Source organism: Arthrobacter sp. K4-10C, assembly GCF_059090085.1.
Genome location: NZ_JBNHFI010000011.1, coordinates 81,721 through 104,141, shown reverse-complemented (window position 1 = coordinate 104,141; position 22,421 = coordinate 81,721). Strand labels below are relative to the sequence as shown.

Below are 22,421 nucleotides of genomic sequence, written 5' to 3'. Positions count from 1 at the left end.
GAAGCCTCCCTGGAATTCGACCTGCAGAAGGACCGCTCATGAGCACTCCTCCAGTCCCGCCTCCCGTACCCAATGACGACCAGTCCGGTAACCAGCCCGGCGGCCAGCCCCGCTACGGCGAAAACGCTCCGCAGTACGGCCAGCCGTACGGACAAAACCCTCCGCAGTACGGGCAGAATCCGCCCGAGTACGGTTCCCAGCCGCCGTCGGCCCCGCAGTACGGGCAGAACGCCCCGCAGTACGGGCAGAACCCGCCGCAGGCCCCCGGCTACGGCCAGCAGCCGTTCGGCCAGTCCTCATACGGCCAGTCGCCTTATGCCCAGTACCCGTCTGAACAGCCGCAGGCGACAGGGGCCAACGGTGTCCCGCAGCTCGTCAACATTTCCTTCTGGCTGCTGATTGCGTCCGCGGTGATTTTCGTGGTCTCACTGCTGACAGGCCTCGGCCAGCTGGATGACCCGATGTTCCGCCGGACGTTTGAGGACCAGATGGAAGCGGGCGGCGCCACCGGCGTCACCTACGAGGACATCAAGGGCGTCATTGCCGGCACGCTGGTGGTCTTCGCCATCCTTGGGGCCGGGCTGTACCTGCTGGTGGCCTTCTTCATCCGTAAGGGCAAGAACTGGGCGCGCATCCTGGGCACGGTCTTTGCGGCCCTGTCCATCTTCGGACTGTTCGGCATCCCCACCATCGGAACCCTGGGCACCCTGCTGGGGATCGCCGCCATCGTGCTGCTGTACCTGCCGGCCGCCGCTCCCTACTTCCGGAAGCAGCAGCCGTTCGCCAACCCGTACGGCGGCGGGTTCGGCAGCCCCTACGGCCGCTAAGCGAAAAACCCCACTCTTGCGGGCGTGGGCCCCGGAACTGCGAAGGAATCTAGGCAGTCTGCCCCGGGGCCTGCGCCCGCTGTGCGTGGTAGGCCAGGATCTGCAGCTCTGTGGCCATGTCCACCTTGCGCAGGTTGACCCCTTCCGGAACCTGGAGCATGACGGGGGCGAAGCTGAGCACGCTGCGCACGCCGGCAGCCACCACCCTGTCGCAGACGCCCTGGGCCACGGCTGCCGGCAGCGCCAGCACCACCATGTTGGCTCCGGTGCGATGCAGGACCGTTTCCAGGTCCGCGACATCGCTGACCCGCAGCCACCCCACTTCGTTGCCCACTACCATCTGGTCGGCGTCAAAAATGGCCACGACGTCGAACCCGCGGGACTCGAATCCGCCGTACCGGGCCAGGGCCTTGCCCAGGTTGCCGGCACCAACGATCGCCACTTTCCAGTCGTGGGTCAGTCCCAGTGCGGCGGCAATGTGGCGGCTGAGGTACTGCACCTCGTACCCCACACCGCGGGTGCCGTAGGAGCCCACGTGCGACAGGTCCTTGCGCAGCGTGGATGAGCTGACACCTGACGCTTCGGCAAGGGACTCGGAGGAGACCCGCTCCACTCCGTCGGCAAGCAAAGTGTTGAGAGCGCGCAGGTAGAGCGTCAGCCGGGCCACCGCTGCGGGTGGAATCTGTTTGGCCGGCGTGCCCGTGGTGCCCGGAAGATCCGGGACAGCCCGGGGAGTTGAGTCCAGCGAAGTCACCAGCCCCTCCCTTGAGTCGCGTTGTGACTCCACTCTAGAGCCCTCCCGCCAGTGGCAACAAAGCAGTTGCCATCAACGGAAATGCTTCCCTGTCATTGCGCCATCGCGCGCTGAAGGACACGTGCCAGCCGGATCTCGTCAATCTTCCAAAAATCGCGCTGCACCCCGTCCACCAGCACCACCGGAATTTCCTCTGCGTAGCGTTCCCGGAGTTCCGGCTGGTGGTCAACCAACTCTTCCGTCCACCCAAGGCCCAATGCGGCGGTCACCCGCCCAACGGCGTCGCGCGCTTCCTCGCAGAGGTGACAGTTCGCCTTGGTGAGGAGGACGACGCTGGGTGTGGCCATGACTTAACCGTAGCCCCGTTCGCGGTGCCCGGCACGCTGACGGCTTCGACCGGGTGGATTGACTAGACTCGAGTCCATGCCCGAGGAGAAGTACGTCGCCGTAGTCACCAAGCCGGTTGCTGCGCCGCAGCCCGGCGAGGCGGCGTTCTTCGATGTGGACAATACGCTGATGCGTGGCGCCAGCCTCTTCCACGTGGCGCGCAAGATGCACCAGCGCGGCGCATTCACCATGGCCCAGGCGGCCGGCTTCGCCTGGAAGCAGTTCAAGTTCATGGCACGGGGCGAAAACATCGACGACGTCCATGCGGTCCGCGATTCTGCCCTGACCCTGGCCGCCGGCATTACCGTTGACGACATCAAGGCACTGGGCGAAGAAGTCTATGACGAGATGATCGCTTCACGGATCTGGCCCGGCGCGAAGGCGCTGGCCGAGCAGCATCTCCGGGTGGGCCGCCGCGTCTGGCTGGTAACGGCCACCCCCATCGAAGTGGCCAAGGTGATCTCCACCCGGCTGGGGCTGACGGGCGCCCTGGGTACCGTGGGGGAAATTTCGGAAGGCATGTACACGGGCCGCCTTGTGGGCGACATCCTGCACGGCTCCGCCAAGGCCGTAGCGGTCAGGGCCGTTGCCGACGCCGAGGACCTTGACCTGAAGCGCTGCTGGGCCTACAGCGATTCCTACAACGACATCCCGCTGCTCACGCTGGTGGGCCACCCCGTGGCAATCAATCCGGATTCCCGGCTTCGCCGACATGCCCGCGACCACAACTGGCCGGTCTACGACTTCCGGGCGGGACGGCGCGCCGCAACCTTCGGCCTCAAGGCAGCCACCGCCGGCGGCGCGGTCTACGGGCTCTGGAAGGGCTTCGCCCGCATCCGCGGCCCCCGCGTCTAGGTAGCAGCAGATGTCGTTATGAGCGGTCATAACGACATCTGCTGCTACCTAGTTGGGTCCGGACACTGGTTGGTTCCGGAAACAGCAATGCCCGCCACCTCGAAAGGCGACGGGCATTAAACGCTGTTCGAAGTATTACTACTTCTTGTTGCGGCGCTGGTGACGGGTCTTGCGAAGCAGCTTGCGGTGCTTCTTCTTGGCCATACGCTTGCGACGCTTCTTAATTACTGAACCCACGAAAGTTCCTTACAAACTAGATGCAGTACCTGCCTGCTGGAACGGGTCCGTGGACGAAGCTACGAACTGAACAACTGACAGATTCTTACAATGACGTAAATCGTTCCTTAACAGGGTACCGCCTATCCGGAGCGGCCTTTGACAGGCCTCCTCAGGCGGTCTCGGTGTTGCCCTCCACCACAGCACCCTTGAGGTACTGCTCCACCGCGTTTTCCGGAACCCGGTAGGAGCGGCCAAAGCGGACTGCGGGCATTTCACCCGAGTGCACCAGACGGTACACGGTCATCTTGGAGACCCGCATGACCTGGGCTACCTCAGCCACGGTGAGGAACTTCGCGTTGGAGAAGTTCTGTTCCGACATTTCCCTATTCCTTTGCTGACGGATGGACAACAGTGACCCCAGGTACATGCCAATGCGGTGTTCCGATGCTGAGCCATCCACCAACCACCTATCTGGATACTCTAGATGTTCCTGTGGCAGATGTGAAAGTAGTGTGCTCCCCTATTTCGCTCCCTACCCAGCAGTCCGGCGTTTACGCGCAGACGCGGCCAGCTGGTCCAGCACGGACACGGAAACGTCCCAGTCCATGCAGGCATCCGTCACACTCTGGCCGTAAACCAGCTCCGACCGGCCGGCTGCATGCTGGGCAACATCCAGGTTCTGGGCACCGCCCACCAGGAAGCTTTCCAGCATGACGCCGGCGATCGCCTTCGCCGAGGCGCCACCGTCCTCAAGCTGCGCCCCGATCTCCAGGGCCACCTCGGCCTGCCGGTGGTGGCTCTTGCCGCTGTTGGCGTGGCTTGCGTCCACGATCAGCCGGGGATTCAGCTGCTTGCCGGCCAGCTTGCCCGACGCAGCCTCAACGTCCGCCGCAGAGTAGTTGGGCCCCTTCCGCCCGCCACGGAGGATGAGGTGGGTGTCCGGGTTGCCGGCAGTGGCCACCAGTGCGGCGCGGCCGTCGCCGTCGATGCCCAGGAACGCCTGCGCCGCCGCGGAAGCGCCGCACGCATCGATGGCCACCTGCAGGTCGCCGTCGGTCCCGTTCTTGAAGCCGATGGGCATGGAGAGTCCCGAAGCGAGCTGCCGGTGGATCTGGCTTTCCGTGGTGCGCGCTCCGATGGCGCCCCAGGAGATCAGGTCCGCCATGTACTGGGGGCTGATGGGCTCCAGGAATTCGGTGGCGGTGGGCAGTCCCAGGGCAGTGACCTGCTGCAGGAAATGCCGGGCCGTCCGCAGGCCGGTGACCATGTCGTGGCTGCCGTCCAGGCGGGGATCGTTGATCAGGCCCTTCCAGCCCACGGTGGTGCGGGGCTTTTCGAAGTAGGTCCGCATGACGATGAGCAGGTCTTCCTTGTGCTTCTCAGCCTGGCTGACCAGCCGGCGGGCGTACTCCAGCCCGGCCTTGGGATCGTGGATGGAGCAGGGGCCGACAATGACCAGCAGGCGGTCGTCCACGCCGTCCATGATGGCGCGGACTTCATCGCGTCCGCGTTCGACGACGTCTGCGGCCCGGGCGTCCAGGGGCAGTTCGGCAAGGAGTTCTGAAGGAGTGGGCAGCGGGGTGAATTCGCTGACCCGAAGGTTCGAAGTGGATTTTGCTGCTGAGGCTGTTGCGGTGCTCATGTTCGGGTCCTGTTCCAGATGGGAAGCGGGCCCGGTTCAGAACCCGCCGGAGAAACGGCGAAGGGCAGAGAATGATCTCTGCCCTGTTGGCTCTGAAGGAATGTTGGATGCGTGTCAGTTAGACGCGGGCCCCTCCAGAGCCAACGAAAAATACGCATACCAACGGTTAGTCATGGGAAAGACCATAACCCCGTGCAGCGGACCTGCAAAATCGGTTGCGTCACATTCCCGGGACAGGCCCTTGTCCGCGGCTCCGAACCGCCAAGGTTCGGCGGTTTCCCGGGCACCGCTAGGAACAGTGGCGCGGCGGCTACTTGGACTCCTGCAGGCCTGCCACCAGTTCGGCGTGCTTTTCGTCCGTGAGGCGGTACCAGTACATGGTTGCGGCTGCTGCCAGCACCAGGGCACCGGGAAGCAGGCCCGCGGCGGCCCTGATGGCCACGAGGGCGGTATCCGCCTGGGCCGCAGCCGCCGACGCGTAACCGCCCCACGCCAGCGAAAAGGCCACCACTCCCCCGCCGAATCCCATTCCCAGCTTCCGGGTGGCTGCCAGGAGCGCATAGTTGATGCCCTGCACCCGCACGCCGGTCTTCCATTCGCCGTACTCCACGGTGTCCGCGATCAGCGCCCAGGTCACAATTCCCACCGAGGCGGACGAAAGCATGGCCAGCACGATGCCCGCGACGGCAAGCCACGGCAGGTTTGCCGGAACCATGAAGACCACCAGCCCGCCCAGCCCCCCCGTGCAGCCGCCGGCAACGTAGACGGCTCTCTTGCCCCACCTTGCCACGATGCGGGGCATCACGACGGCGAGCACCAGGGTAATTGCCACCTGCGCCGCTGCCATCACCGAAAACAGGTCCACCCGGGACAGGACGTCGCGCAGGTAGAAGAACTGGGCGGCACCGGTGGCACTGGCTCCGGTGACGAACAGGACGGAACTGACGCAGAGGACCACCAGCGGGGAGTTGGCTTTCAGCGCGTCGACACTTTGCCGCATGGTGATGGTGGGGACGCTGCTGACGATCTGTTCCCGGCAGACAATCCCCGTAAACAGGTACAGCCCGGACCCGATAACTGCGAAGATCAGTGTCATGACCGTGAAGATCTGCTGCATGTTGCCCCCGGCGCCCAGCAGCGGAGCGATGAAGAAGCCCAGGGTTGCCCCTACCGACAACCCGCCGATGGTCCGCGCCCCGGCCAGCCGGGCCCGTTCCCGCGGGTCCTGGGTCATCGCCCCCACCAGGCACCCGTACGGTACGTTCACCAGGCTGTAGGCCAGGCACACCAGGCCGTACGTGCAGTAGGCGTAGAGCAGTTTCGTGGAGGGTTCGGCGTCGGGCACATGGAACACGGCAGCTCCAAGCAGGAGCGGAATGAAGCCGAACATCAGGAAGGGCCGGAACTTGCCCCACCGCCTGCTTTGCACGCGGTCCACGATGCGTCCGGCCGCAATATCCGTGAAGGCGTTGAAGACGCGCGCCACCACCAGCAGCGTGCCGGCCGCGGCCGCCCCGATTCCCGCAACGTCCGTGTAGTAGACCAGCAGGAACATGTTCGCCGTGCTGATGATCATGCTGTTGGCCGCGTCGCCGGCGCCGTAGCCCACAATGCTGAGCCTGCTCACTTGCTTTATTTGTCCCTGCTCCTGCGGCCAGAAACCGTTTTCTCGGGGCCGCAGGTAGGAACTTACCCCAAAAACTTGCGGAGAAACAGGAGCTGCCGGATCCAGTGGTGTTCCTGGCCGCCCTCGTGGTTGTTGAACCTGTAGACCTCGATTTCCTTGGCGGCACCGGTACCGGAAGAATCCGCCGTCCCCGAGCCGTAGGCGTTGAAACTTGCGAACACGGTGGACGGCGGGCAGATGTCGTCCATCTGGGCTGCGGAGTACAGGGCGGGGACGGTGGCCAGGCGGGCCAGGTTGACGCCGTCGAAGTACCGGAGGACGTCCAGCACGTGCTCGTAGCGGTCGCGGTGGCGCGCCAGGAACTGGGCGATCTCCGGGTACGGGCCCCGAGGGGTGATGTCGATGGCCCGGGGAAAGTCCTGGAGGAAGGGGACGTCGGGCAGCGCGGCGATGACGCCGTCGAGCCGTCCTGCAGCCAGGCCTGCCGTGGCCACGACGATCCCACCGCCCTGGCTGACGCCCGCCAGCACAACTTTGGCGGCGTCGACGTCGGGGTGTGCCTGGGCGGCCTCCACCGCGCGGAAAGCGTCCACATAGACCCGGCGGTAGTAGTAATCCTCCCGGCTTGCGATGCCCCGGGTCATGAGGCCTGCGTGCGCCACGTCCCCGGCGGACGGGTGCCGGTCGGGCGTCTCGCCCACGGTGCCGCCGTAGCCCTGGCCGCGCGTGTCCGTAATGAAGTGGGCGTACCCCGCCTGCGCCCACCGTGTGTCCTGGTTGACCAGGCCACGGCCGCCCGAGTACCCGACATACTGGACCACCACCGGGAGCCGGGCACCGGCGGCGCGGTTTGCCGGCAGGTGCAACCACCCCTTGACGGGCGCGCCGCCGTAGCCGGCGAAGGTCACGTCGTACGTGTCGATGACCGAAAGATAGTTCTCCACGGGTTCGAAGGCCACGCCCAGTGGATATGACCGGGCTTCCGCGATGGTGGCATCCCAGAATGCGGTGAAGTCCTCCGGCGGCGTCACGTCCGAGGTGTAGCCGCGGAGCTGTTCAAGGGGAAGGTCGAAGAGGGGCATCAGCTATTCCAGATCTGGCTTTCAAAGAAAACGGGGGGTGCAGGACCTACAGGCGCGACAGCTCCGGCACGAAGACCTGCAGTGGGCTGCTGGCCGCAACCAGTGCGCGGAGCTCGGCCAGCCCGCCGGAGACAGCCCCGGCAGCGCGCGCCTGTACCAGGACATTACCCAACGCGGTGGCTTCCACCGGCCCGGCAACCACTTGTCTTCCCGTCTTATCTGCCGTGAGCTGGCAGAGCAGCTGGTTCTGGGAACCGCCGCCCACTATTTGCACCACATCCACTGACCGGCCTGCAAGACGCTCTGCATCGCGGATTGTGCGAGCGTAACCGGTGGCGAGGCTGTCCATGATGCAGCGGGTGATGGCCGCCGGATTGTCGGGCAGTACATCGCCGGTGCGGCAGACAGCGGCCCTGATCCGCTCCGGCATGCTGTCCGGGGCGATGAAGTACGGATCGTCAGGGTTGATCTGAGGCCCGCCCGGCGGCAGCGCGCCGGCAGCCTGAAGCAGTGCCGGAAGCTCGGGCCGGAACCCTTCCGCCGCCCACGTCCGCTGGCATTCGCTCAACAGCCAAAGCCCGCCCATGTTGCGCAGGTATCGGATGGTGCCGTCCACCCCGCGCTCGTTGGTGAAGTTCGCCTCCCGGCTGGCTTCCGTGAGGATCGGGTGCTTCAGTTCGAGCCCCACCAGGGACCAGGTGCCGGAGGAGATGTAGGCGAAGTCCTCTTCCTGGGCGGGGACGGCGGCGACAGCGGACGCGGTGTCGTGCGAGCCCACCGCCACCACCATGGTGTCCTGCGGCAGGCCTACCTGCGCGGCGATCTCCGGCAGGAGGGTCCCAACCGTTTCACCGGGCTGGACCAGCGGCGGGAACAGGTCTTTCCGCAGGCCCAGGGCGGTCAGGAACTCCGTGGCCCATTCCCCCGCAACAGCGTCAAACAGGCCGGTGGTGGAGGCGTTCGTCGCCTCGGTCCGCCGGACGCCGGTGAGGAGGAATGCGATCAGGTCCGGGATCAGGAGCGCCTGCAGGCCGTCCAGGTTCTTCTCGGTGGCGAGCTGGTAGATGGTGTTGAACTGCAGGAACTGCAGCCCGGTGGTCCCGTAGAGGCGGGCCGGGTCCAGCTTGCGGTGGACCGGTTCGACGGCGGTGCGGCTGCGGTCGTCGCGGTAGCTGAAAGGCTGGGCGGTGAGCTCACCGGCCCTGTTGACCAGGCCGTAGTCCACGGCCCAGGTGTCGATGCCGATGCTGGTAATCTCCTCGCCCTGCACGGCGGCGACGGTAGCCGCCGCCCGGAGCCCTTCAAGCACCTCCGCGAAGAGGGCGTCGAAGTCCCAGCGGAGGCCGCCGTCGATCTCCACCACGCCGTTGGGGAAGCGGTGGACCACCTCAAGATGCACACCGTCACCGGAAACGCGGCCGAGGATGACGCGGCCGGAGGAGGCGCCGATGTCGACGGCGGCGAACACGCCGCCGTCGACATCTGAAACATGCGCTGTCACCGCAGGAAGGCTGCGGCCACTCCGGCGTCCACGGGGATGTGCAGGCCGGTGGTGTGGGACAGTTCGTTGCTGGTGAGTACCGCGGCGGCGTTGGCCACATGCTCGGGCAGGACTTCGCGCTTGAGCAGGGTGCGCTGGGCGTAGTACTCGCCCAGTTTTTCTTCGTCCACGCCGTACACGGCGGCGCGCTTGGCGCCCCAGCCGCCCGCGAAGATGCCGGAGCCGCGGACCACGCCGTCGGGGTTGATGCCGTTGACGCGGATGCCGTGCTCACCGAGTTCGGCGGCGAGCAGGCGCACCTGGTGGGCCTGGTCTGCCTTGGTGGCGGAGTAGGCGATGTTGTTGGGGCCGGCGAACACGGAGTTCTTGGAGGAGATGTAGATAATGTCCCCGCCTAGGCCCTGCGCGATCATGACCTTCGCGGCGGCCTTGGCCACCAGGAACGAGCCCTTGGCCATGACGTTGTGCTGCAGGTCCCAGTCCTTTTCGGTGGTTTCCAGCAGCGGCTTGGAGATGGACAGGCCGGCGTTGTTGACCACCAGGTCCACACCGCCGAACGCAAGGACAGCAGCGTCGATGGCGGCGGCGACCTGGGCTTCGTCGGTCACGTCGGCCTGCACGCCGACGGCGACATCGGGCCCGCCGAGTTCCTCGGCCACCTTCTGCGCGTTTTCGAGGTTCAGGTCAGCGATGACAACGCAGGCGCCTTCCGCGGCGAGGCGGGTGGCGATGGCCTTGCCGATGCCGGAAGCCGCGCCGGTCACCAGCGCAATCCGGGTGGCGTGGGACTTGGGCTTGGGCATCCGGGCCAGCTTGGCTTCCTCCAGCGCCCAGTACTCGATTTGGAACTTTTCGGATTCCTCGATCGGGGCATACGTGGAGATTGCCTCTGCACCGCGCATCACGTTGATGGCGTTGATGTAGAACTCACCGGCAACGCGGGCGGTCTGCTTGTTGGCACCGAAGGAGAACATACCCACACCTGGAACCAGCACGATGGCCGGGTCCGCACCGCGCAGGGCGGGGGAATCGGCGTCCGCGTGGCGGTCGTAGTAGGCCTGGTAGTCCTCACGGTAGTCCGCGTGCAACTCGTGCAGCCGGGCAATCGAGTCCTCGATCGAGGCGCCGGCGGGCAGGTCCAGGATCAGCGGCTTGACCTTGGTGCGCAGGAAGTGGTCCGGGCAGGAGGTGCCCAGGGCGCCCAGCCGCGGGTGCTCGGCTGCTTCGAGGAAGTCGAGGACGACGGCGTCATCGCTGAAGTGCCCCAGCTGCGGCTTATCCGTGGAGGCCAGGCCACGGATCACCGGTGCCAGGGCTGCAGCCTTGGCACGGCGCTCCGCCTCGGGCAGGGCACCGTAGCCGGGCAGCTTGGGCCCGAAGGGCTCGGCCTTGCCGTTTTCGCGGATGTACTTTTCGGCCTGTTCGATGATCCACAGCGAGTTCTGCTCCGCTTCCTCGCTGGTGGCGCCCCAGGCGGTGATGCCGTGCCCGCCCAGGATGGTGCCGATGGCCTGCGGGTTGGCTTCCTTGATCGCTGCGATGTCCAGGCCCAGCTGGAACCCGGGGCGGCGCCAGGGAACCCAGACCACCTTGTTGCCGAAGATCTTTGTGGTCAGCGCCTCGCCGTCCACCGCCGTGGCAATGGCGATGCCGGAGTCCGGGTGCAGGTGGTCCACGTGCGCGGCGTCCACCAGGCCGTGCATTGCGGTGTCGATCGAGGGAGCTGCGCCGCCCTTGCCGTGCAGGCAGTAATCGAAGGCGGCCACCATCTCGTCTTCACGCTCGACGCCTGGGTAGACGTTCTTGAGCGCATTCAGCCGGTCCAGGCGCAGCACCGCGAGGTTCTCCGCCTTCAGCGTGCCCAGGTCGCCGCCGGAGCCCTTAACCCAGAGCAGCTGGACGTCCTCGCCCGTCACCGGGTCCTTCCCTGTGCCCTTCGCGGAGGTGTTGCCGCCGGCGAAATTCGTGTTCCGTTTGTCCGCACCCAGGCGGTTGGAACGGGAAATCAGGTCTTCGACAGTCTTGTTGCCTATGTTCTGCATGTCTGTGTTCTGCATGGTCATGCTTATGCGCCCCATCCGGCTTGCTGGCCGCCCACGCGGTCCTCGTTGATCTTCTTCTGGTAACCGCTGGCCTTGAACGCGGCCAACGGGTCCGCGGGGAGGCCGCGGGATTCACGCCACCCGGCCAGGACCGGCCGGACGTCGGTGTAGAACGCGTCATTGAACACAGCGTTCGCCGCCAAAACGTCCCCGGCGCGCTGCGCTTCGGACAGGGCCGCGGTGTCCACCAGCAGGGCCCGGGCCGTCATTTCCTGGACGTTCAGCACCGAGCGGATCTGGCCCGGGATCTTCTCTTCCAGGTTGTGGCACTGGTCCAGCATCAGTGCTACGCCGGAGTCCTTGCCGTAACCGCCGCCACGGATCACCTCGAACATGATCCGGAAGAGCTGGAACGGATCCGCGGCACCCACAATGAGGTCGTCGTCGGCGTAGAAGCGGGAGTTGAAGTCGAAGGAACCAAGCTTGCCCAGGCGCAGCAGCTGCATCACGATGAACTCAATGTTGGTGCCCGGAGCATGGTGACCGGTGTCCAGGCAGACAAACGCCTTCTCCCCCAGCGCCAGGGTCTGGGCGTAGGAGGTGCCCCAGTCCGGAACATCGGTGTGGTAGAAAGCCGGCTCGAAGAACTTGTACTCCAGCACCAGGCGCTGCTCATCGCCCAGGGCCGCGTAAATTTCCTGCAGCGACTCAGCCAGCCGGTCCTGGCGGCCGCGCATGTCGTCCTGGCCCGGGTAGTTGGTGCCGTCCGCCAGCCAGATCTTCAGGTCCTTCGAACCCGTGGCGTGCATAATCTCGATGCAGTCCAGGTGATGCTCGATAGCCCGGCGCCGGACCGCGTCGTTCGAAGAAGTCAGGGAGCCGAACTTGTACTCGTCATCCTGGAACGTGTTGGAGTTGATCGTGCCCAGACCGACTCCCAGCCCCGCCGCGTACTCCTTCAAAGCGGCGTAATCGTCCACCTTGTCCCACGGAATGTGCAGCGCCACGGTGGGGGCAAGGCCAGTCAACTCGTGCACCTTCGCCGCGTCAGCGAGCTTCTCCTGCACGGTCCGGGGCGTGCCGGGGGTGCCGAACACCTTGAACCGCGTGCCTGAATTTCCATAGGCCCACGAGGGGACCTCGATGGCGAGCTCCTCGAGCCTGCCCAGCGCCGTTGCTACGTCATTCATGATGATTCTTCCCGGTGTCTTGTTCGTTTGTGGTCTGTTGCTGCGGCCCCGCTGCCGGAGCTGCCTGTAGCGGGCTGCTTCAGGAAGCCGAGGTCCCTGCTGCTGCGAGCTGGCTGTCCAGGTTGAAGACTTCCTCGAGGACCTGGAACCCTTCGTCGGGTGCCTGGCCGGAGTTTTCTGCGTTGTCGAACAGCAATGCCATTTCCGCCTGCCAGCGGGTGTTCACGTCAGTGAGGGCCATGCGGGCCCGGGCTGCGTCGAAGTCGTCGCATTCCAGGTAACCCACCAGCAGCCCGTCCTCCGCGAGGAACAGGGAGTAGTTGTTCCAGCCTGCGTCTTTGAGGGCGCGGAGCATCTCCGGCCACACGGCGGCGTGGCGCCGCTTGTATTCGGCCATCAGCGCCGGCTTCACCGAGGAGCGGAAGCACACCCTCATTTGGAACTCTCCTAAACTCGCGAATCTTTGAATCGTTTCATTGTTACGATTCAAAGTACTCTTGACGGAAGGAGGTGTCAAGCATTCCGCAACCCGGATTACCGGCGGTGGAACGCAGTGCACTTGGACCACCAGCTTGGAGGATCATGAACCGCTCAGCCAGCATCAAGGACGTCGCCACGCACGCCAGCGTTGCGGTAGGAACCGTCTCGAATGTGCTGAACTACCCGGACAGGGTGTCCCAACGCACCAAGGAGCGGGTACTGAAGGCCATTGATGAGCTGGGATTTGTCCGCAATGACGCGGCACGGCAGCTCCGCGCCGGCCACAGCCGTACGGTAGGGCTTATCGTCCTGGACGTGGGTAACCCCTTCTTCACCTCGGTGGTCAGGGCCGCCGAGGACGCCGCGGCGCTGCAGGGCAGCGCCGTGCTGCTGGGCGACAGCGGCCACGACGCCGGCCGGGAGGCCAACTACATCGACCTGTTCCAGGAGCAGCGGGTCCAGGGCCTGCTGATCTCCCCCGTGGGTGACGTGACTGAGAGGCTGGACCTGCTGCGCGAACGCGGGGTCCCCACCGTACTGGTGGACCGCCTTGCCGACGAGTCAAAGTTCAGTTCCGTTGCGGTGGACGACGACGCTGGCGGATACCTGGCCGCCCGGCACCTGCTGGACACCGGCCGCCGCAGGCTGGCCTTCGTGGGAGGCCACACCTCCATCCGGCAGGTGGCCGACCGCCTGCAGGGTGCACAGCGCGCCGTGAAGGAGGAACCGGGCGCCACACTCGAGGTGCTCACCTCCGAGGGCATGACCGTCCTGGCCGGCCGCAGCGTGGGCAACACCCTGGTGGAGCGGGGCCGGAAAGAATTGCCGGACGGGATCTTCTGCGCGAACGACCTCCTGGCCCTGGGCGTCATGCAGTCACTGACCATGACGCACACGTTCCGCATCCCCGAGGACGTCGCACTGATTGGCTACGACGACATCGATTTTGCGGTCTCCGCCGTGGTTCCGCTGTCCTCCATCCGACAGCCCACCGAGGCGCTTGGACGCACCGCCATCGAACTCCTTTCCGAAGAGGTGGAGTCGCAAAACCCCACGCACCGCTCCGTGGTGTTCACGCCGGAGCTGGTGGTCCGCCAGAGCACCGGAAAGGCGGCAGGTTCGCCGGAGCCGGCACAAGGCGGTGCCGCGTGACGGGTGCTTCCACGCCCGGCCACAAGGAATCCGACGGCGTGCTCACCGGAACCGGCGCAAGCCCAGGTTTCGCTTCGGGCCCGGCAAGGCTTATCCATGGCATCGACGAGTTCTCCCTAGTGGAACCCGGGGACATCCTGGTGTGCCGGACCACCGACCCTGCCTGGACTCCGCTGTTTGGTGTTGCTGCTGCGGTGGTTACCGAAACCGGCGGAATGCTGTCACACGCCGCGATCGTAGCGCGGGAGTACGGGATTCCGGCCGTCCTTGGCGTTTCCGGCGCCCTATCCAGCGTTGAGAGCGCCACGATTTTGGAAGTGGACGGAACCCGGGGACTGGTGACCGCTGCTCCGCCTCACCTGGAACAAGCAACGTGACGGGTACGCCCCAGGCAGCTGCGCTCACTCTTCACGCTGTCCGGCTGCTTGGCTTCGCGGACGTGGAAGCGGTGGCGGAACGCTTCGGCCAAAGCCTGGAGGATGTGGAGGCATTCCTTCTTGAAGCTGGCGCCCGGGGATGGGATGTCCGCTCGACCTTCGGCGGGACGCGCGGCTGGTCCCTGACGGAGGCCGGCAGGCGGGAGAACGAGCGGCTCCTTGCTGCTGAACTGGACAGGACCGGGGGGCGCGCGGCAGTGACAGCCGCCCACCATGCCTTTGAACCCGTGAACGCTGACGTCGTCGCCGCCTGCAGCGTTCTCCAGTTCCGGCTCCTGGGGCTGCCGGAGGAAGCTTATGCGGCTGGGCAGGACGCGGACCAACCGGTGCAGCAAACCTTCATCCGGGGCCTCGTATTCGTCAGCGGCCTTGAGTCCCGCCTGTCCACGGCATTGCCACGGTTCAAAGGTTACGGACCGCGCCTCGAGCACGCACTTGCACGTGCTGTGACAGACCAGGCTTGGTACACCGCGACGGATCGCGATTCCTTCCACCGCACCTGGTTCGAGTTGCATGAGGACCTCATCGCCACCCTTGGCCTGCGCCGAAGCTAGGTCCTTCTTACCACCGGGCGGCCAGCAACGGACTCAGGCGCGTCCCGCCGCCGTACGTCCTGCCCCGCCTGCCCGCGCCGGGGAGGCGGTTTCGGGACCGAAGCCAAGCCGCGCCAACTGCCGGGCAACTTCCCCTGCCACCAGTGCTGCACCCTTCTGTGAGAAGTGGGTGTTGTCCGTTAGGCCGTCCGGCCAGTGGGCATGCTCGCCCGGGCCGAAATGGCAGAACAGGCTCATGGACGCACCGCGGCCCAGCCCCACATAGAGGCTCCGCGTCCAGGTATTGAGGTCGATCAGCGGAACGGCCAACTCCAGGGCAACCTCGCGGACCACCTCCGGATAGTCCTCAAGGCTTTCCTCCAGGACAGCGTCCGACGTCGGCGTGTCCCGGAAGTGCCGCCGCTCCACCGAGGTGCACAGCACCGGAACCGCCCCCGCGTCCCGCACTTCCCCTACCATGGCGCGCAGGTTGGCCGCATAGCCGGTGCGGGCGGCCAGGTGCTGCTTTTTCTGGTCGTTGTGGCCGAACTGGATGAGCACCAGGTCACCCTCGCCGGCCTGGGCCAGCAGGCTGCCCCACAGCCCTTCGTCCCGGAAGGACTCGGTGCTGGCGCCGCCCTTGGCGAAGTTGTGTACCGCAGCCCAGGTGTGGGTGAGCGGCGCGAGCCGCGCTCCCCACCCGCTCATCGGGAATTCTTGCGTTGGGCAGTTTGCGACGGTGGAGTCTCCGGCGAGCAGGATTTTCATGGTGTGCTTTCTGGTCGGCCCCGTAGCGCGCGGCCGGACTGGCGCTGTCGCGCGGTAATCGGTTTCTGCAAAATCTAGACCAGCCCTCCGGGCCGGGTCAACCGCCCTTTTGAATCGTTACACTGCTGGACGACGGGGCGCCGCATAGAGCAAACTTGTTTCTGGAAAGCGTTTGCCACTGATGCCGACGCCAAGGAATCGTGCCCCCGGGCAGAATGGAGAACCATGGGAACGCCAGCTGGCACCCGCGTGCCGGACTCACCCGAAGCGCATGCACCGGAAGGAACTCCGACCCCCGGGGAACTGCCACTTACCGCAGCCAGCCAGGGCGTGAATCCCGCGCGCGTGGCCTTGGTAGGGGTGCACGGCTTTGGCACCCACCACCTGCGCAACCTTGAACGCCTCCAGGCAGCGAACGCCGTCGAACTCGTCGCCGTGGCAGACCCGCAACCGCCGGCACCCGGCTCCGTACCGGCGTCGGCCGTTGTTTTTCCGGGGCTCAGCGAACTGCTCGCTGGCACCCAGGCGCTTGACGTGATCATCGTTGCCACCCCCATCCAAACCCATGCCCCGCTGGCACTGGCAGCCCTGGCCAGCGACGCCGACCTCTACCTGGAGAAACCGCCCGTCGCCTCGCTTGCCGACTTCCACACTCTCCTTGGCGCTGCCGCCGCCTCCGGAAGGAGTGTGCAGATCGGCTTCCAAAGCCTGGGCTCGCACGCCCTCCAGGCCATTGAAGACATGGTGGCCGCGGGCACGATCGGTACCCTGCAAGGCATCTCGGCCACCGGCCGCTGGGTGCGCGACAGAGCCTATTACAAGCGCTCGCGCTGGGCCGGAAAGCGCAGCATCAACGGCGTCGACGTGGTGGACGGCGTGGCCACCAATCCCCTGGCACACGCGGTGGCAACTGCCCTCCGGATTGCCGGTGCCCGCACCACGGCCGACGTGGCGTCCGTGGAGACCGAGCTGTACCGCGCCAACGAGATTGAATCGGACGATACGTCGGTAATCCGCATCCGCACCACGTCCGGGCTCCCCATCACCTGCGCCCTGACCATTTGCGCCACCGAGTCCGTGGAACCATACATCACGCTCCTGGGCTCGGCCGGAACTGCGGTGTTCCACTACACGGAGGACCGCCTCACCATCGAAACGCCGTCCGGCCGCTCCGAGAAGACCTACGGCCGGGACGACCTAACCCAGAACTTGCTGGCGCACCGGGCGGGCGGCGTTCCGCTCATCAGTCCGGCCGTGGACAGCGGCGCCTTCATGCTGGTCCTGGAGGCCATCCGCACCGCCCCGGCGCCCGCACCCATCGATGCCGCCTACATCCGGTGGGAGGGCGACGGCGAAGCAGCCCATGCGGTCGTGGTTGACATCGAGGAGGCGCTGGAGCGGGCGGGCACACAGCACGCCACCTTCAGCGAACTCGGGCTGCCCTGGGCCGGATCCTCCCCCACCAAATTCGCCCTCCCGTCCGCCTAGGGGCCCCGGGTTGAACCAGGCTGTCATGGCGTCTGCCAGGTCAGCCCGGAGGCCCCGGAGGCCCGGCGACCGCTTACAGCGTGCGGGACCGCCTGGCGTGCAGCCACAGGAGCAGGCCGATGACGACGGCGGACAGCATGCCCAGGGCGCCCGTGACGACCAGCCCCGCACGGACGCCGAACTCCTCCGTTAGCCACCCGGCCAGGAGCCCGCCCAGGGCATGCCCGCCGAGCAGCAACGGCAGGTACAGCGCCATGATGCGGCCGCGGATGGCCGGGCCGGCCTCGAGCTGGACGGCGGTGGCGGCACTGGTGAGGAAGAGGAGCGTCATGAGGCCAACCACCACCAGCATCGCCGCGAACAGGACGAGGCTGGGCATCAGGGCAGCCACCAGCTGGGACAGCCCGAAGAGACCGGCCGCCGTCACGATGCCCTTGCGGCCCATGTTCCTGAGCCGGGCGGCGAGCAGGGCTCCGGCGAGTGCCCCGACGGCGCTGACGGTGTTGAACAGGCCGAAGCCCTCCACGCCGGTGTGCCACACCCGGTCGGCGAAAGCTGCCAGGACCACCGGCCCGTTCATGCCGAAGGCACCCAGGAGTCCGGCCAGCAGCATCAGGAGCAGCAGGCGCGGCCTGTCCCGGACGTAGCGGAAGCCCGCGAGCAATTGCCCGCGGCCCCGTTCGGCAGGAGTGCTTGGATGCAGCTCCGAAGTCCGCATGCCGATAATCAGCCCCAAAACCAGCAGGCCGATCAGCGAGTTGGCAGCGAAGGCAGCCGCCGGTCCGGCCTGGGCGATGAGCACCCCGCTGAGGGCAGGCCCGGCCATGGCTCCCAGCTGGGCAAGCGCGTTGTTCAGCCCGATCGCAGGGCGTAGGGCGGCGTCACCCACGACCTCATTGACGAACACCTGCCGCGCGGGCTGGTCGATGGCGGCGGTGATTCCCAAGGCCACGCAGCTGGCGTACACCACCCAGACAGTGATGGCGCCACTGGCCACCCATGCCGCCAATCCCAGGGCGAGGAGAACGATCAGGGACTGGCAGACCATCATGATCCGGCGCTTGGGAAACAGGTCCACCACCAGACCGGCGAGGGGCCCCACCACCAGCATGGGGAGGAATTGCAGGGCAACGGCAACACCCACGGCTGCCGGGCTTCCGGTCAGCTGGAGCACAAGCCAGTCCTGGGCCAGCCGCTGCATCCAGACTCCGACGCTTCCCGCCAGCTGCATGCCCAGGAAGAGCCGGTAGTTGTGTTGTTTCAGCGGGTGGTACCAGCGGGCCTGGGATTCGGAGGGGCGGATGGACTGTTCGGAACGCGGGCGCTCGGAAGGCACGTCGGGACTCAACTCGGTAGCTGGGAAGGGTTGGGGAAATGATTCCGGCGCCGGTAGGAGGCCGGCGCCGGTGATGCTTGGAGGAAGGCTCTTTAGGCCCGCTGTGACCGCAGCTTTACAGCGGCGGCTGCGAGGATCAGCGTGCCCGGAACCACGACGAACAATGCCGCCAGCATCCAGACGAAGACCACCGCCCCGAAGAGCGCGGCGGCCAGCAGAAGCGACCCTGACCAGTCCCGGAGGGAGAGGGCCTTTCCGGTTTCCAGCGCGGCGGACCAGGCATTCTTTGGATCCTTGCCGGGCCCGCGGGAATCGGACCAGGCAGCCGTGGCGCGCAGGAGCAGGATGGCGCCGCAGCCGGCGAGGAGCAGGGTTGCGGGCAGGACCACCTCCCGGCCGGGCAACTGGCCCACCCAGGCCAGGAGGAGATTGAGGACAATCACGACGGCGGCTGCCGCGGTGATGAAGCCCAGCTTCCAGCTGCCGGGAAGGGCACCTTTGAACGTACCCCAGAGTCCGCGGACCGAATCGTCCCGGCCCGAGAGGTGCCGCTCCAGATGGGCGATCCCCGCCGCGTAGGCGGCGGGGATCGTGACCAGCGGAATGGACAACACCAGCACCAGGACCCCTGCCAGGAGGGTCTCGGAGAACAGCGCGAAGCGGTTTACCGGGACGGGTTCGTGGTGGTTTGATACGGGCCTGGTGCTGTCCATGATGCTCATTCCTGCCTCCGTCAGCCCTTCAGGCCCTGGGTGGAGACGCCTTCAACAATGTACCGCTGGAACACCAGGAAGAAGATCAGTACCGGCAGCAGGGCCAGCACTGACATGGCGATCATGGCGCCGTAGTCAGAGCTCTGGGTCTGGTCCACGAAGAGGCGCAGCGCCAGCGGCAGCGGGTACTTTTCCGGGGTGTTCAGGTAGAGCAGCGGGCCCAGGAAGTCGTTCCAGCTCCAGATGAACGAGAAGATCGAGGTGGAGATCAGGGCCGGCTTCATCAGCGGCAGCATGATGGAGGTGAAGATCCGTACGTGGCCGGCGCCGTCGATCCTTGCTGCCTCGTCCAGTTCTGCCGGCAGGTTGCGCATGAACTGGACCATGAGGAACACGAAGAACGCGTCGGCGGCCAGGAATTTTCCGATCAGCAGCGGCACATACGTGTCCACCAGGCCAAGCTGCTGGAACACTATGTACTGCGGGATGATCACCACGTGGAACGGCAGGAGCAGGGTGGCGATCATCATGCCGAAGAAGATGCTGCGGCCGGGGAACTTGATCCTGGCGAACGCGTAGGCGGAAACACTGGCCGAGAGGATGGTTCCCACCACGGCGCCGATGGCCAGGACCAGGGAGTTGGTGAAGAACTGCAGGGTGGTCACCCCGCCGATCCCGTCCATCGCGGTGACGAAGTTGTCGAAGCTGAAGTTGCTGGACCACAGCGAGGTGTTCCCGCCGCCGATCTCGGAGTTCGGCTTGAACGAGGAAGCGATCATCCATAGGCCCGGGTAGAGCACAATCGCGGTGAGGAAAAGGGCTACGGCATGGAAGGCCAGGCTCTTGGTCCGCTTCGCACCCGCAGACTCAGCTTTGGGGTTGTAGACCGGCGCCGGCGCGTCCGGAGCAGACTGCGTGGGGGTTGCCATGGTTGTCATTTTGCATCACCGCTGTAGTGGACCCAGGACTTGGACGTGCGGAAGATGATCAGGGTCAGGATGCCCACGACGATCAGGAGGAGCCAGGCCATTGCCGAGGCGTAGCCCATCCGGAAGTCGCTGAAGCCGCGCAGGTACAGGTAGAGGGTGTAGAAGAGGGTGGAGCCGGCCGGGCCGCCTTCACCGTTGGAGATGATGTACGCCGAGTTGAAGATCTGGAACGCGTGGATGGTTTCCATCAGCAGGTTGAAGAAGATCACCGGGGAAAGCATGGGCCAGGTGATGTTGAAGAACTTCCGCACCGGGCCGGCGCCGTCCATCGACGCCGCCTCGTAGAGCTCGTTGGGGATCTGCTTCAGGCCGGCCAGGAAGATCACCATCGGTGCGCCGAACTGCCACACCGTCAGCAGGATGAACATCGACATGGTCATGGCCGGGTTGCCCACCCAGCCGCCCAGGTTGACCCCGAAGAAGGACAGGCCCTGGTCCACGGGACCGGAATCGCCGAACATGGCCTTCCAGACGATGGCGATGGAGACGGAGGCACCGATCAGGGAGGGGGCGTAGAACGCGGAACGGTAGAAGCCCTGGCCACGGCGCTTGCTGTTCAGCAGCATGGCCACTGCCAGCGCGGCAGCTAGCTTGAGCGGGGTACCGAACACAACATAGCTCACCGTCACCCCCACCGACTGCAGGAACCGTTCGTCCTGGAAAAGGGAGGTGTAGTTGTCCAGGCCGATCCACTTGGGGGGCTCGAACAGGTTGTAGTTGGTGAAGGAAAGGTACAGCGAGGAAATCATGGGCCCAACAGTGAGGGCGATGAATCCCAGCAGCCAGGGCAGCAGGAAGGTGTAGCCGGCGCGGGCGTCCGCCCCCCGCTGCTTCGACTTGCGAAGCTGCGCGGGGGCGGACGTGGCCTGACGCCTGCTCAGGGTTGGGCTTTGAGTCACGAGTTCAATCCGTCAGTCATGAAGCAAGAATCAGACATTGGGCCTGAATCAGGCGTTCTGCTTGATAAGGTCTTCGGCTTCCTTGAACCAGGCGTCGGTGGCACCGTTGATGTCCAGCTTGCCGTAGTTCAGGTCGGAGGCGATGCGCTTGAAGGAGGCTTCAAGCGTGCCGAAGCCGACGATGGGCGGCTCGGGAGCGTCCTTGAGGTACTTTTCGATGGACTTTTCGTAATCGACAACCAGCTTGTCGGTGCCTTCGAAGGTGGTGCCGTCGCGCTGGGTCTTGGATGCGGGCACGCCGCGGGAGGTCTTGAAGATCTGGCCTACCTCGGGGTCGTTGACCATGAAGTCGATGAAGCGGGCAGCGGCGTCCTTGAACTTGGTCTTGGCGCTGGCAACCATCAGCATGGACGGCTTGAGGAACAGGCCCAGGTTGTCAGGGTCGTCGGACGGGACCGGCACCAGCTTGAGTTCCTTGGCGCCGCTGTCTGCGAGGTAGCCGGCCATGAAGTTGTCCCAGGTGACCTCGGTGGCCGTGACGTTGGAGCCGAACGGCGACTTTGGTGCCAGCTGGGTGACGCGCTCTTCGGGAACGATGGCCGGGGTGCCGCGCAGGCTGGCGGGGAGGTTCCACCACTTCTTCAGGTCGTCCTTGGTAAAGCCGAGTTTGCCGTCCTCGGTGAAGGCCTCGATGTTGTTCTGGCGGAGCCAGATGTTGAACATCCACCACACGCCCGTGTAGTCGGTGCCGCCGAAGAGGGCGCCGTTGCTCTTGGCGCCCACCTCGGTCAGGAATTCGTTGAACGCCTTGTAAGTCCAGTTGCCCGTGGGCTCGGGAATGCCCAGGGAGGCGAGCTTGGCGGGGTCGTAGTAGACGGCGAACGCGTTGGTACTGGTGGGGATGCCGTAGGTCTTGCCCTTGATCTGGCCGGAGGGCAGGAGGGACTTTTCAAAGGCGTCCGTATTGATGTTGACGGTACTCAGGTCCAGGAGCTGGTTGCGCTGGCCGTAGTCGCGGAGGTAGGACAGGTCCCACTGCATGACGTCCGGAAGGCCGCCGCCGGCGGCCTCGGTGGCGCGCTTCTGCCAGTAACCGGCGAAGTCGGTGAAGTTTCCGTTGACCTTGATGTCCGGGTTCTTCGATTCAAAGAGGGCGATGGCCTTGCGGGTGCGCTCGGCACGGTCGTCGTTGCCCCACCAGGTGTAGTTGATGGTGACGGGGTTCTCGGCGGAACCGGTCTGTCCGGAAGTGCCGGACCCGGTGCCGCACGCAGCCAGTACGCCGGCAGATGCTGTGCCGACGGCGACGGTGGTGAGGAAATGCCTTCTGTTGATCACGGGAGCCTCCTTGCTCAATGTGTGCAATCCCTGGTCTCATCTACAACGAAAGTAGTGAGCTGGCTTACACGGCTTCTGAAACGATACAATATAGGCATTCCCGAATTTGGGCAAGCGTTTTCCAAACACCTGGTGTTCCCAAAGGTTCCATCCCGCGCAGAC

The 22,421-nt window shown here is 65.6% G+C and carries 23 protein-coding genes; 6 read left to right on the top strand and 17 right to left on the bottom strand.

The window, feature by feature from the left end:
• Positions 1–38: 38 nt before the first annotated feature.
• Complete coding sequence (locus AC5RUU_RS16045; protein ID WP_493976193.1) at positions 39–827, top strand: hypothetical protein; 789 nt, start codon at positions 39–41, stop codon at positions 825–827.
• Between the two features lie 49 nt (positions 828–876).
• Here AC5RUU_RS16045 and AC5RUU_RS16040 read toward each other — a convergent pair whose 3' ends face one another.
• Both AC5RUU_RS16040 and AC5RUU_RS16035 read right to left on the bottom strand, forming a co-directional pair.
• Positions 877–1,581 carry a redox-sensing transcriptional repressor Rex gene (locus AC5RUU_RS16040; protein WP_493976192.1) on the bottom strand — a complete coding sequence of 235 codons (705 nt, stop codon included), beginning with the start codon at positions 1,579–1,581 and terminating at the stop codon, positions 877–879.
• 92 nt (positions 1,582–1,673) lie between these two features.
• On the bottom strand, positions 1,674–1,928 hold the full coding sequence (locus AC5RUU_RS16035; protein WP_493976191.1) for a glutaredoxin family protein: 255 nt from the start codon (positions 1,926–1,928) through the stop codon (positions 1,674–1,676).
• Positions 1,929–2,004: 76 nt separating this feature from the next.
• Here AC5RUU_RS16035 and AC5RUU_RS16030 point away from each other — a divergent pair, with 76 nt between their 5' ends.
• Positions 2,005–2,823 carry an HAD family hydrolase gene (locus tag AC5RUU_RS16030; RefSeq protein ID WP_493976190.1) on the top strand — a complete coding sequence of 273 codons (819 nt, stop codon included), beginning with the start codon at positions 2,005–2,007 and terminating at the stop codon, positions 2,821–2,823.
• Positions 2,824–2,961: 138 nt separating this feature from the next.
• Here the strand turns inward: AC5RUU_RS16030 and AC5RUU_RS16025 are convergent, their stop codons facing one another.
• The 9 genes from AC5RUU_RS16025 to AC5RUU_RS15985 form a co-directional block, all read right to left on the bottom strand.
• The gene (locus tag AC5RUU_RS16025; RefSeq protein ID WP_003792170.1) at positions 2,962–3,060 is read right to left on the bottom strand and encodes a 30S ribosomal protein bS22; all 99 of its coding nucleotides are present in this window, start codon (positions 3,058–3,060) and stop codon (positions 2,962–2,964) included.
• Positions 3,061–3,211: 151 nt separating this feature from the next.
• Positions 3,212–3,421, bottom strand: coding sequence for a helix-turn-helix domain-containing protein (locus AC5RUU_RS16020; protein WP_493976189.1), 210 nt, complete (start codon positions 3,419–3,421; stop codon positions 3,212–3,214).
• Between the two features lie 153 nt (positions 3,422–3,574).
• The gene (locus AC5RUU_RS16015; RefSeq protein ID WP_493976188.1) at positions 3,575–4,684 is read right to left on the bottom strand and encodes a 3-deoxy-7-phosphoheptulonate synthase; all 1,110 of its coding nucleotides are present in this window, start codon (positions 4,682–4,684) and stop codon (positions 3,575–3,577) included.
• 310 nt (positions 4,685–4,994) lie between these two features.
• Entirely contained in the window at positions 4,995–6,311 is a 1,317-nt protein-coding gene (locus AC5RUU_RS16010; protein ID WP_493976187.1) for a glycoside-pentoside-hexuronide (GPH):cation symporter, read from the bottom strand.
• Positions 6,312–6,373: 62 nt separating this feature from the next.
• Positions 6,374–7,393 (bottom strand): acetylxylan esterase, encoded by a 1,020-nt coding sequence (locus tag AC5RUU_RS16005; protein ID WP_493976186.1) that lies wholly within the window; start codon positions 7,391–7,393, stop codon positions 6,374–6,376.
• Positions 7,394–7,439: 46 nt separating this feature from the next.
• A complete protein-coding gene (locus AC5RUU_RS16000) occupies positions 7,440–8,894 on the bottom strand; it encodes a rhamnulokinase (protein ID WP_493976185.1) in 1,455 nt (484 codons plus the stop codon).
• Positions 8,891–10,972: a bifunctional aldolase/short-chain dehydrogenase gene (locus tag AC5RUU_RS15995; protein WP_493976184.1), complete on the bottom strand. Its 2,082-nt coding sequence runs from the start codon at positions 10,970–10,972 to the stop codon at positions 8,891–8,893. The genes AC5RUU_RS16000 and AC5RUU_RS15995 overlap by 4 nt, the downstream gene beginning before the upstream one ends.
• Positions 10,960–12,126 carry an L-rhamnose isomerase gene (gene rhaI / locus AC5RUU_RS15990; protein ID WP_493976183.1) on the bottom strand — a complete coding sequence of 389 codons (1,167 nt, stop codon included), beginning with the start codon at positions 12,124–12,126 and terminating at the stop codon, positions 10,960–10,962. The genes AC5RUU_RS15995 and rhaI overlap by 13 nt, the downstream gene beginning before the upstream one ends.
• A 79-nt stretch (positions 12,127–12,205) precedes the next feature.
• Complete coding sequence (locus AC5RUU_RS15985; protein ID WP_493976182.1) at positions 12,206–12,562, bottom strand: L-rhamnose mutarotase; 357 nt, start codon at positions 12,560–12,562, stop codon at positions 12,206–12,208.
• 146 nt (positions 12,563–12,708) lie between these two features.
• Here AC5RUU_RS15985 and AC5RUU_RS15980 point away from each other — a divergent pair, with 146 nt between their 5' ends.
• From AC5RUU_RS15980 to AC5RUU_RS15970, 3 genes are read left to right on the top strand one after another with little or no spacing between them, the layout of a single operon-like run.
• Positions 12,709–13,758 (top strand): LacI family DNA-binding transcriptional regulator, encoded by a 1,050-nt coding sequence (locus tag AC5RUU_RS15980; RefSeq protein WP_493976181.1) that lies wholly within the window; start codon positions 12,709–12,711, stop codon positions 13,756–13,758.
• Positions 13,755–14,135 (top strand): PEP-utilizing enzyme, encoded by a 381-nt coding sequence (locus AC5RUU_RS15975; protein ID WP_493976180.1) that lies wholly within the window; start codon positions 13,755–13,757, stop codon positions 14,133–14,135. The genes AC5RUU_RS15980 and AC5RUU_RS15975 overlap by 4 nt, the downstream gene beginning before the upstream one ends.
• A complete protein-coding gene (locus AC5RUU_RS15970; protein WP_493976179.1) occupies positions 14,132–14,749 on the top strand; it encodes a hypothetical protein in 618 nt (205 codons plus the stop codon). The genes AC5RUU_RS15975 and AC5RUU_RS15970 overlap by 4 nt, the downstream gene beginning before the upstream one ends.
• A gap of 33 nt (positions 14,750–14,782) precedes the next feature.
• On the opposite strand, the gene AC5RUU_RS15965 is transcribed toward AC5RUU_RS15970, so the two are convergent.
• Complete coding sequence (locus tag AC5RUU_RS15965; protein ID WP_493976178.1) at positions 14,783–15,496, bottom strand: rhamnogalacturonan acetylesterase; 714 nt, start codon at positions 15,494–15,496, stop codon at positions 14,783–14,785.
• 225 nt (positions 15,497–15,721) lie between these two features.
• Here AC5RUU_RS15965 and AC5RUU_RS15960 point away from each other — a divergent pair, with 225 nt between their 5' ends.
• Positions 15,722–16,984 carry a Gfo/Idh/MocA family protein gene (locus AC5RUU_RS15960; protein WP_493976177.1) on the top strand — a complete coding sequence of 421 codons (1,263 nt, stop codon included), beginning with the start codon at positions 15,722–15,724 and terminating at the stop codon, positions 16,982–16,984.
• Between the two features lie 73 nt (positions 16,985–17,057).
• Here AC5RUU_RS15960 and AC5RUU_RS15955 read toward each other — a convergent pair whose 3' ends face one another.
• From AC5RUU_RS15955 to AC5RUU_RS15935, 5 genes are all read right to left on the bottom strand, one after another.
• Complete coding sequence (locus tag AC5RUU_RS15955) at positions 17,058–18,320, bottom strand: MFS transporter (protein WP_493976176.1); 1,263 nt, start codon at positions 18,318–18,320, stop codon at positions 17,058–17,060.
• A gap of 92 nt (positions 18,321–18,412) precedes the next feature.
• On the bottom strand, positions 18,413–19,042 hold the full coding sequence (locus tag AC5RUU_RS15950) for a Poxvirus protein I5 (protein WP_493976175.1): 630 nt from the start codon (positions 19,040–19,042) through the stop codon (positions 18,413–18,415).
• Positions 19,043–19,053: 11 nt separating this feature from the next.
• The gene (locus AC5RUU_RS15945; protein ID WP_493976174.1) at positions 19,054–19,971 is read right to left on the bottom strand and encodes a carbohydrate ABC transporter permease; all 918 of its coding nucleotides are present in this window, start codon (positions 19,969–19,971) and stop codon (positions 19,054–19,056) included.
• Complete coding sequence (locus AC5RUU_RS15940; protein ID WP_493976173.1) at positions 19,968–20,921, bottom strand: carbohydrate ABC transporter permease; 954 nt, start codon at positions 20,919–20,921, stop codon at positions 19,968–19,970. Before AC5RUU_RS15940 ends, AC5RUU_RS15945 begins: the two co-directional genes overlap by 4 nt.
• A gap of 48 nt (positions 20,922–20,969) precedes the next feature.
• Entirely contained in the window at positions 20,970–22,259 is a 1,290-nt protein-coding gene (locus AC5RUU_RS15935) for an ABC transporter substrate-binding protein (RefSeq protein WP_493976172.1), read from the bottom strand.
• Between the last annotated feature and the right edge of the window lie 162 nt (positions 22,260–22,421).

Bases quoted from the DNA above. Each gene is read 5' to 3' on its own strand.
- AC5RUU_RS16045 (WP_493976193.1), top strand. From the start codon at position 39: ATGAGCACTCCTCCAGTCCCGCCTCCCGTACCCAATGACGACCAGTCC.
- AC5RUU_RS16035 (WP_493976191.1), bottom strand. From the start codon at position 1,928: ATGGCCACACCCAGCGTCGTCCTCCTCACCAAGGCGAACTGTCACCTC.
- AC5RUU_RS16030 (WP_493976190.1), top strand. From the start codon at position 2,005: ATGCCCGAGGAGAAGTACGTCGCCGTAGTCACCAAGCCGGTTGCTGCG.
- AC5RUU_RS16020 (WP_493976189.1), bottom strand. From the start codon at position 3,421: ATGTCGGAACAGAACTTCTCCAACGCGAAGTTCCTCACCGTGGCTGAG.
- AC5RUU_RS16015 (WP_493976188.1), bottom strand. From the start codon at position 4,684: ATGAGCACCGCAACAGCCTCAGCAGCAAAATCCACTTCGAACCTTCGG.
- AC5RUU_RS16005 (WP_493976186.1), bottom strand. From the start codon at position 7,393: ATGCCCCTCTTCGACCTTCCCCTTGAACAGCTCCGCGGCTACACCTCG.
- AC5RUU_RS15995 (WP_493976184.1), bottom strand. From the start codon at position 10,972: ATGGGGCGCATAAGCATGACCATGCAGAACACAGACATGCAGAACATA.
- rhaI (WP_493976183.1), bottom strand. From the start codon at position 12,126: ATGAATGACGTAGCAACGGCGCTGGGCAGGCTCGAGGAGCTCGCCATC.
- AC5RUU_RS15985 (WP_493976182.1), bottom strand. From the start codon at position 12,562: ATGAGGGTGTGCTTCCGCTCCTCGGTGAAGCCGGCGCTGATGGCCGAA.
- AC5RUU_RS15980 (WP_493976181.1), top strand. From the start codon at position 12,709: ATGAACCGCTCAGCCAGCATCAAGGACGTCGCCACGCACGCCAGCGTT.
- AC5RUU_RS15965 (WP_493976178.1), bottom strand. From the start codon at position 15,496: ATGAAAATCCTGCTCGCCGGAGACTCCACCGTCGCAAACTGCCCAACG.
- AC5RUU_RS15960 (WP_493976177.1), top strand. From the start codon at position 15,722: ATGGGAACGCCAGCTGGCACCCGCGTGCCGGACTCACCCGAAGCGCAT.
- AC5RUU_RS15950 (WP_493976175.1), bottom strand. From the start codon at position 19,042: ATGAGCATCATGGACAGCACCAGGCCCGTATCAAACCACCACGAACCC.
- AC5RUU_RS15945 (WP_493976174.1), bottom strand. From the start codon at position 19,971: ATGACAACCATGGCAACCCCCACGCAGTCTGCTCCGGACGCGCCGGCG.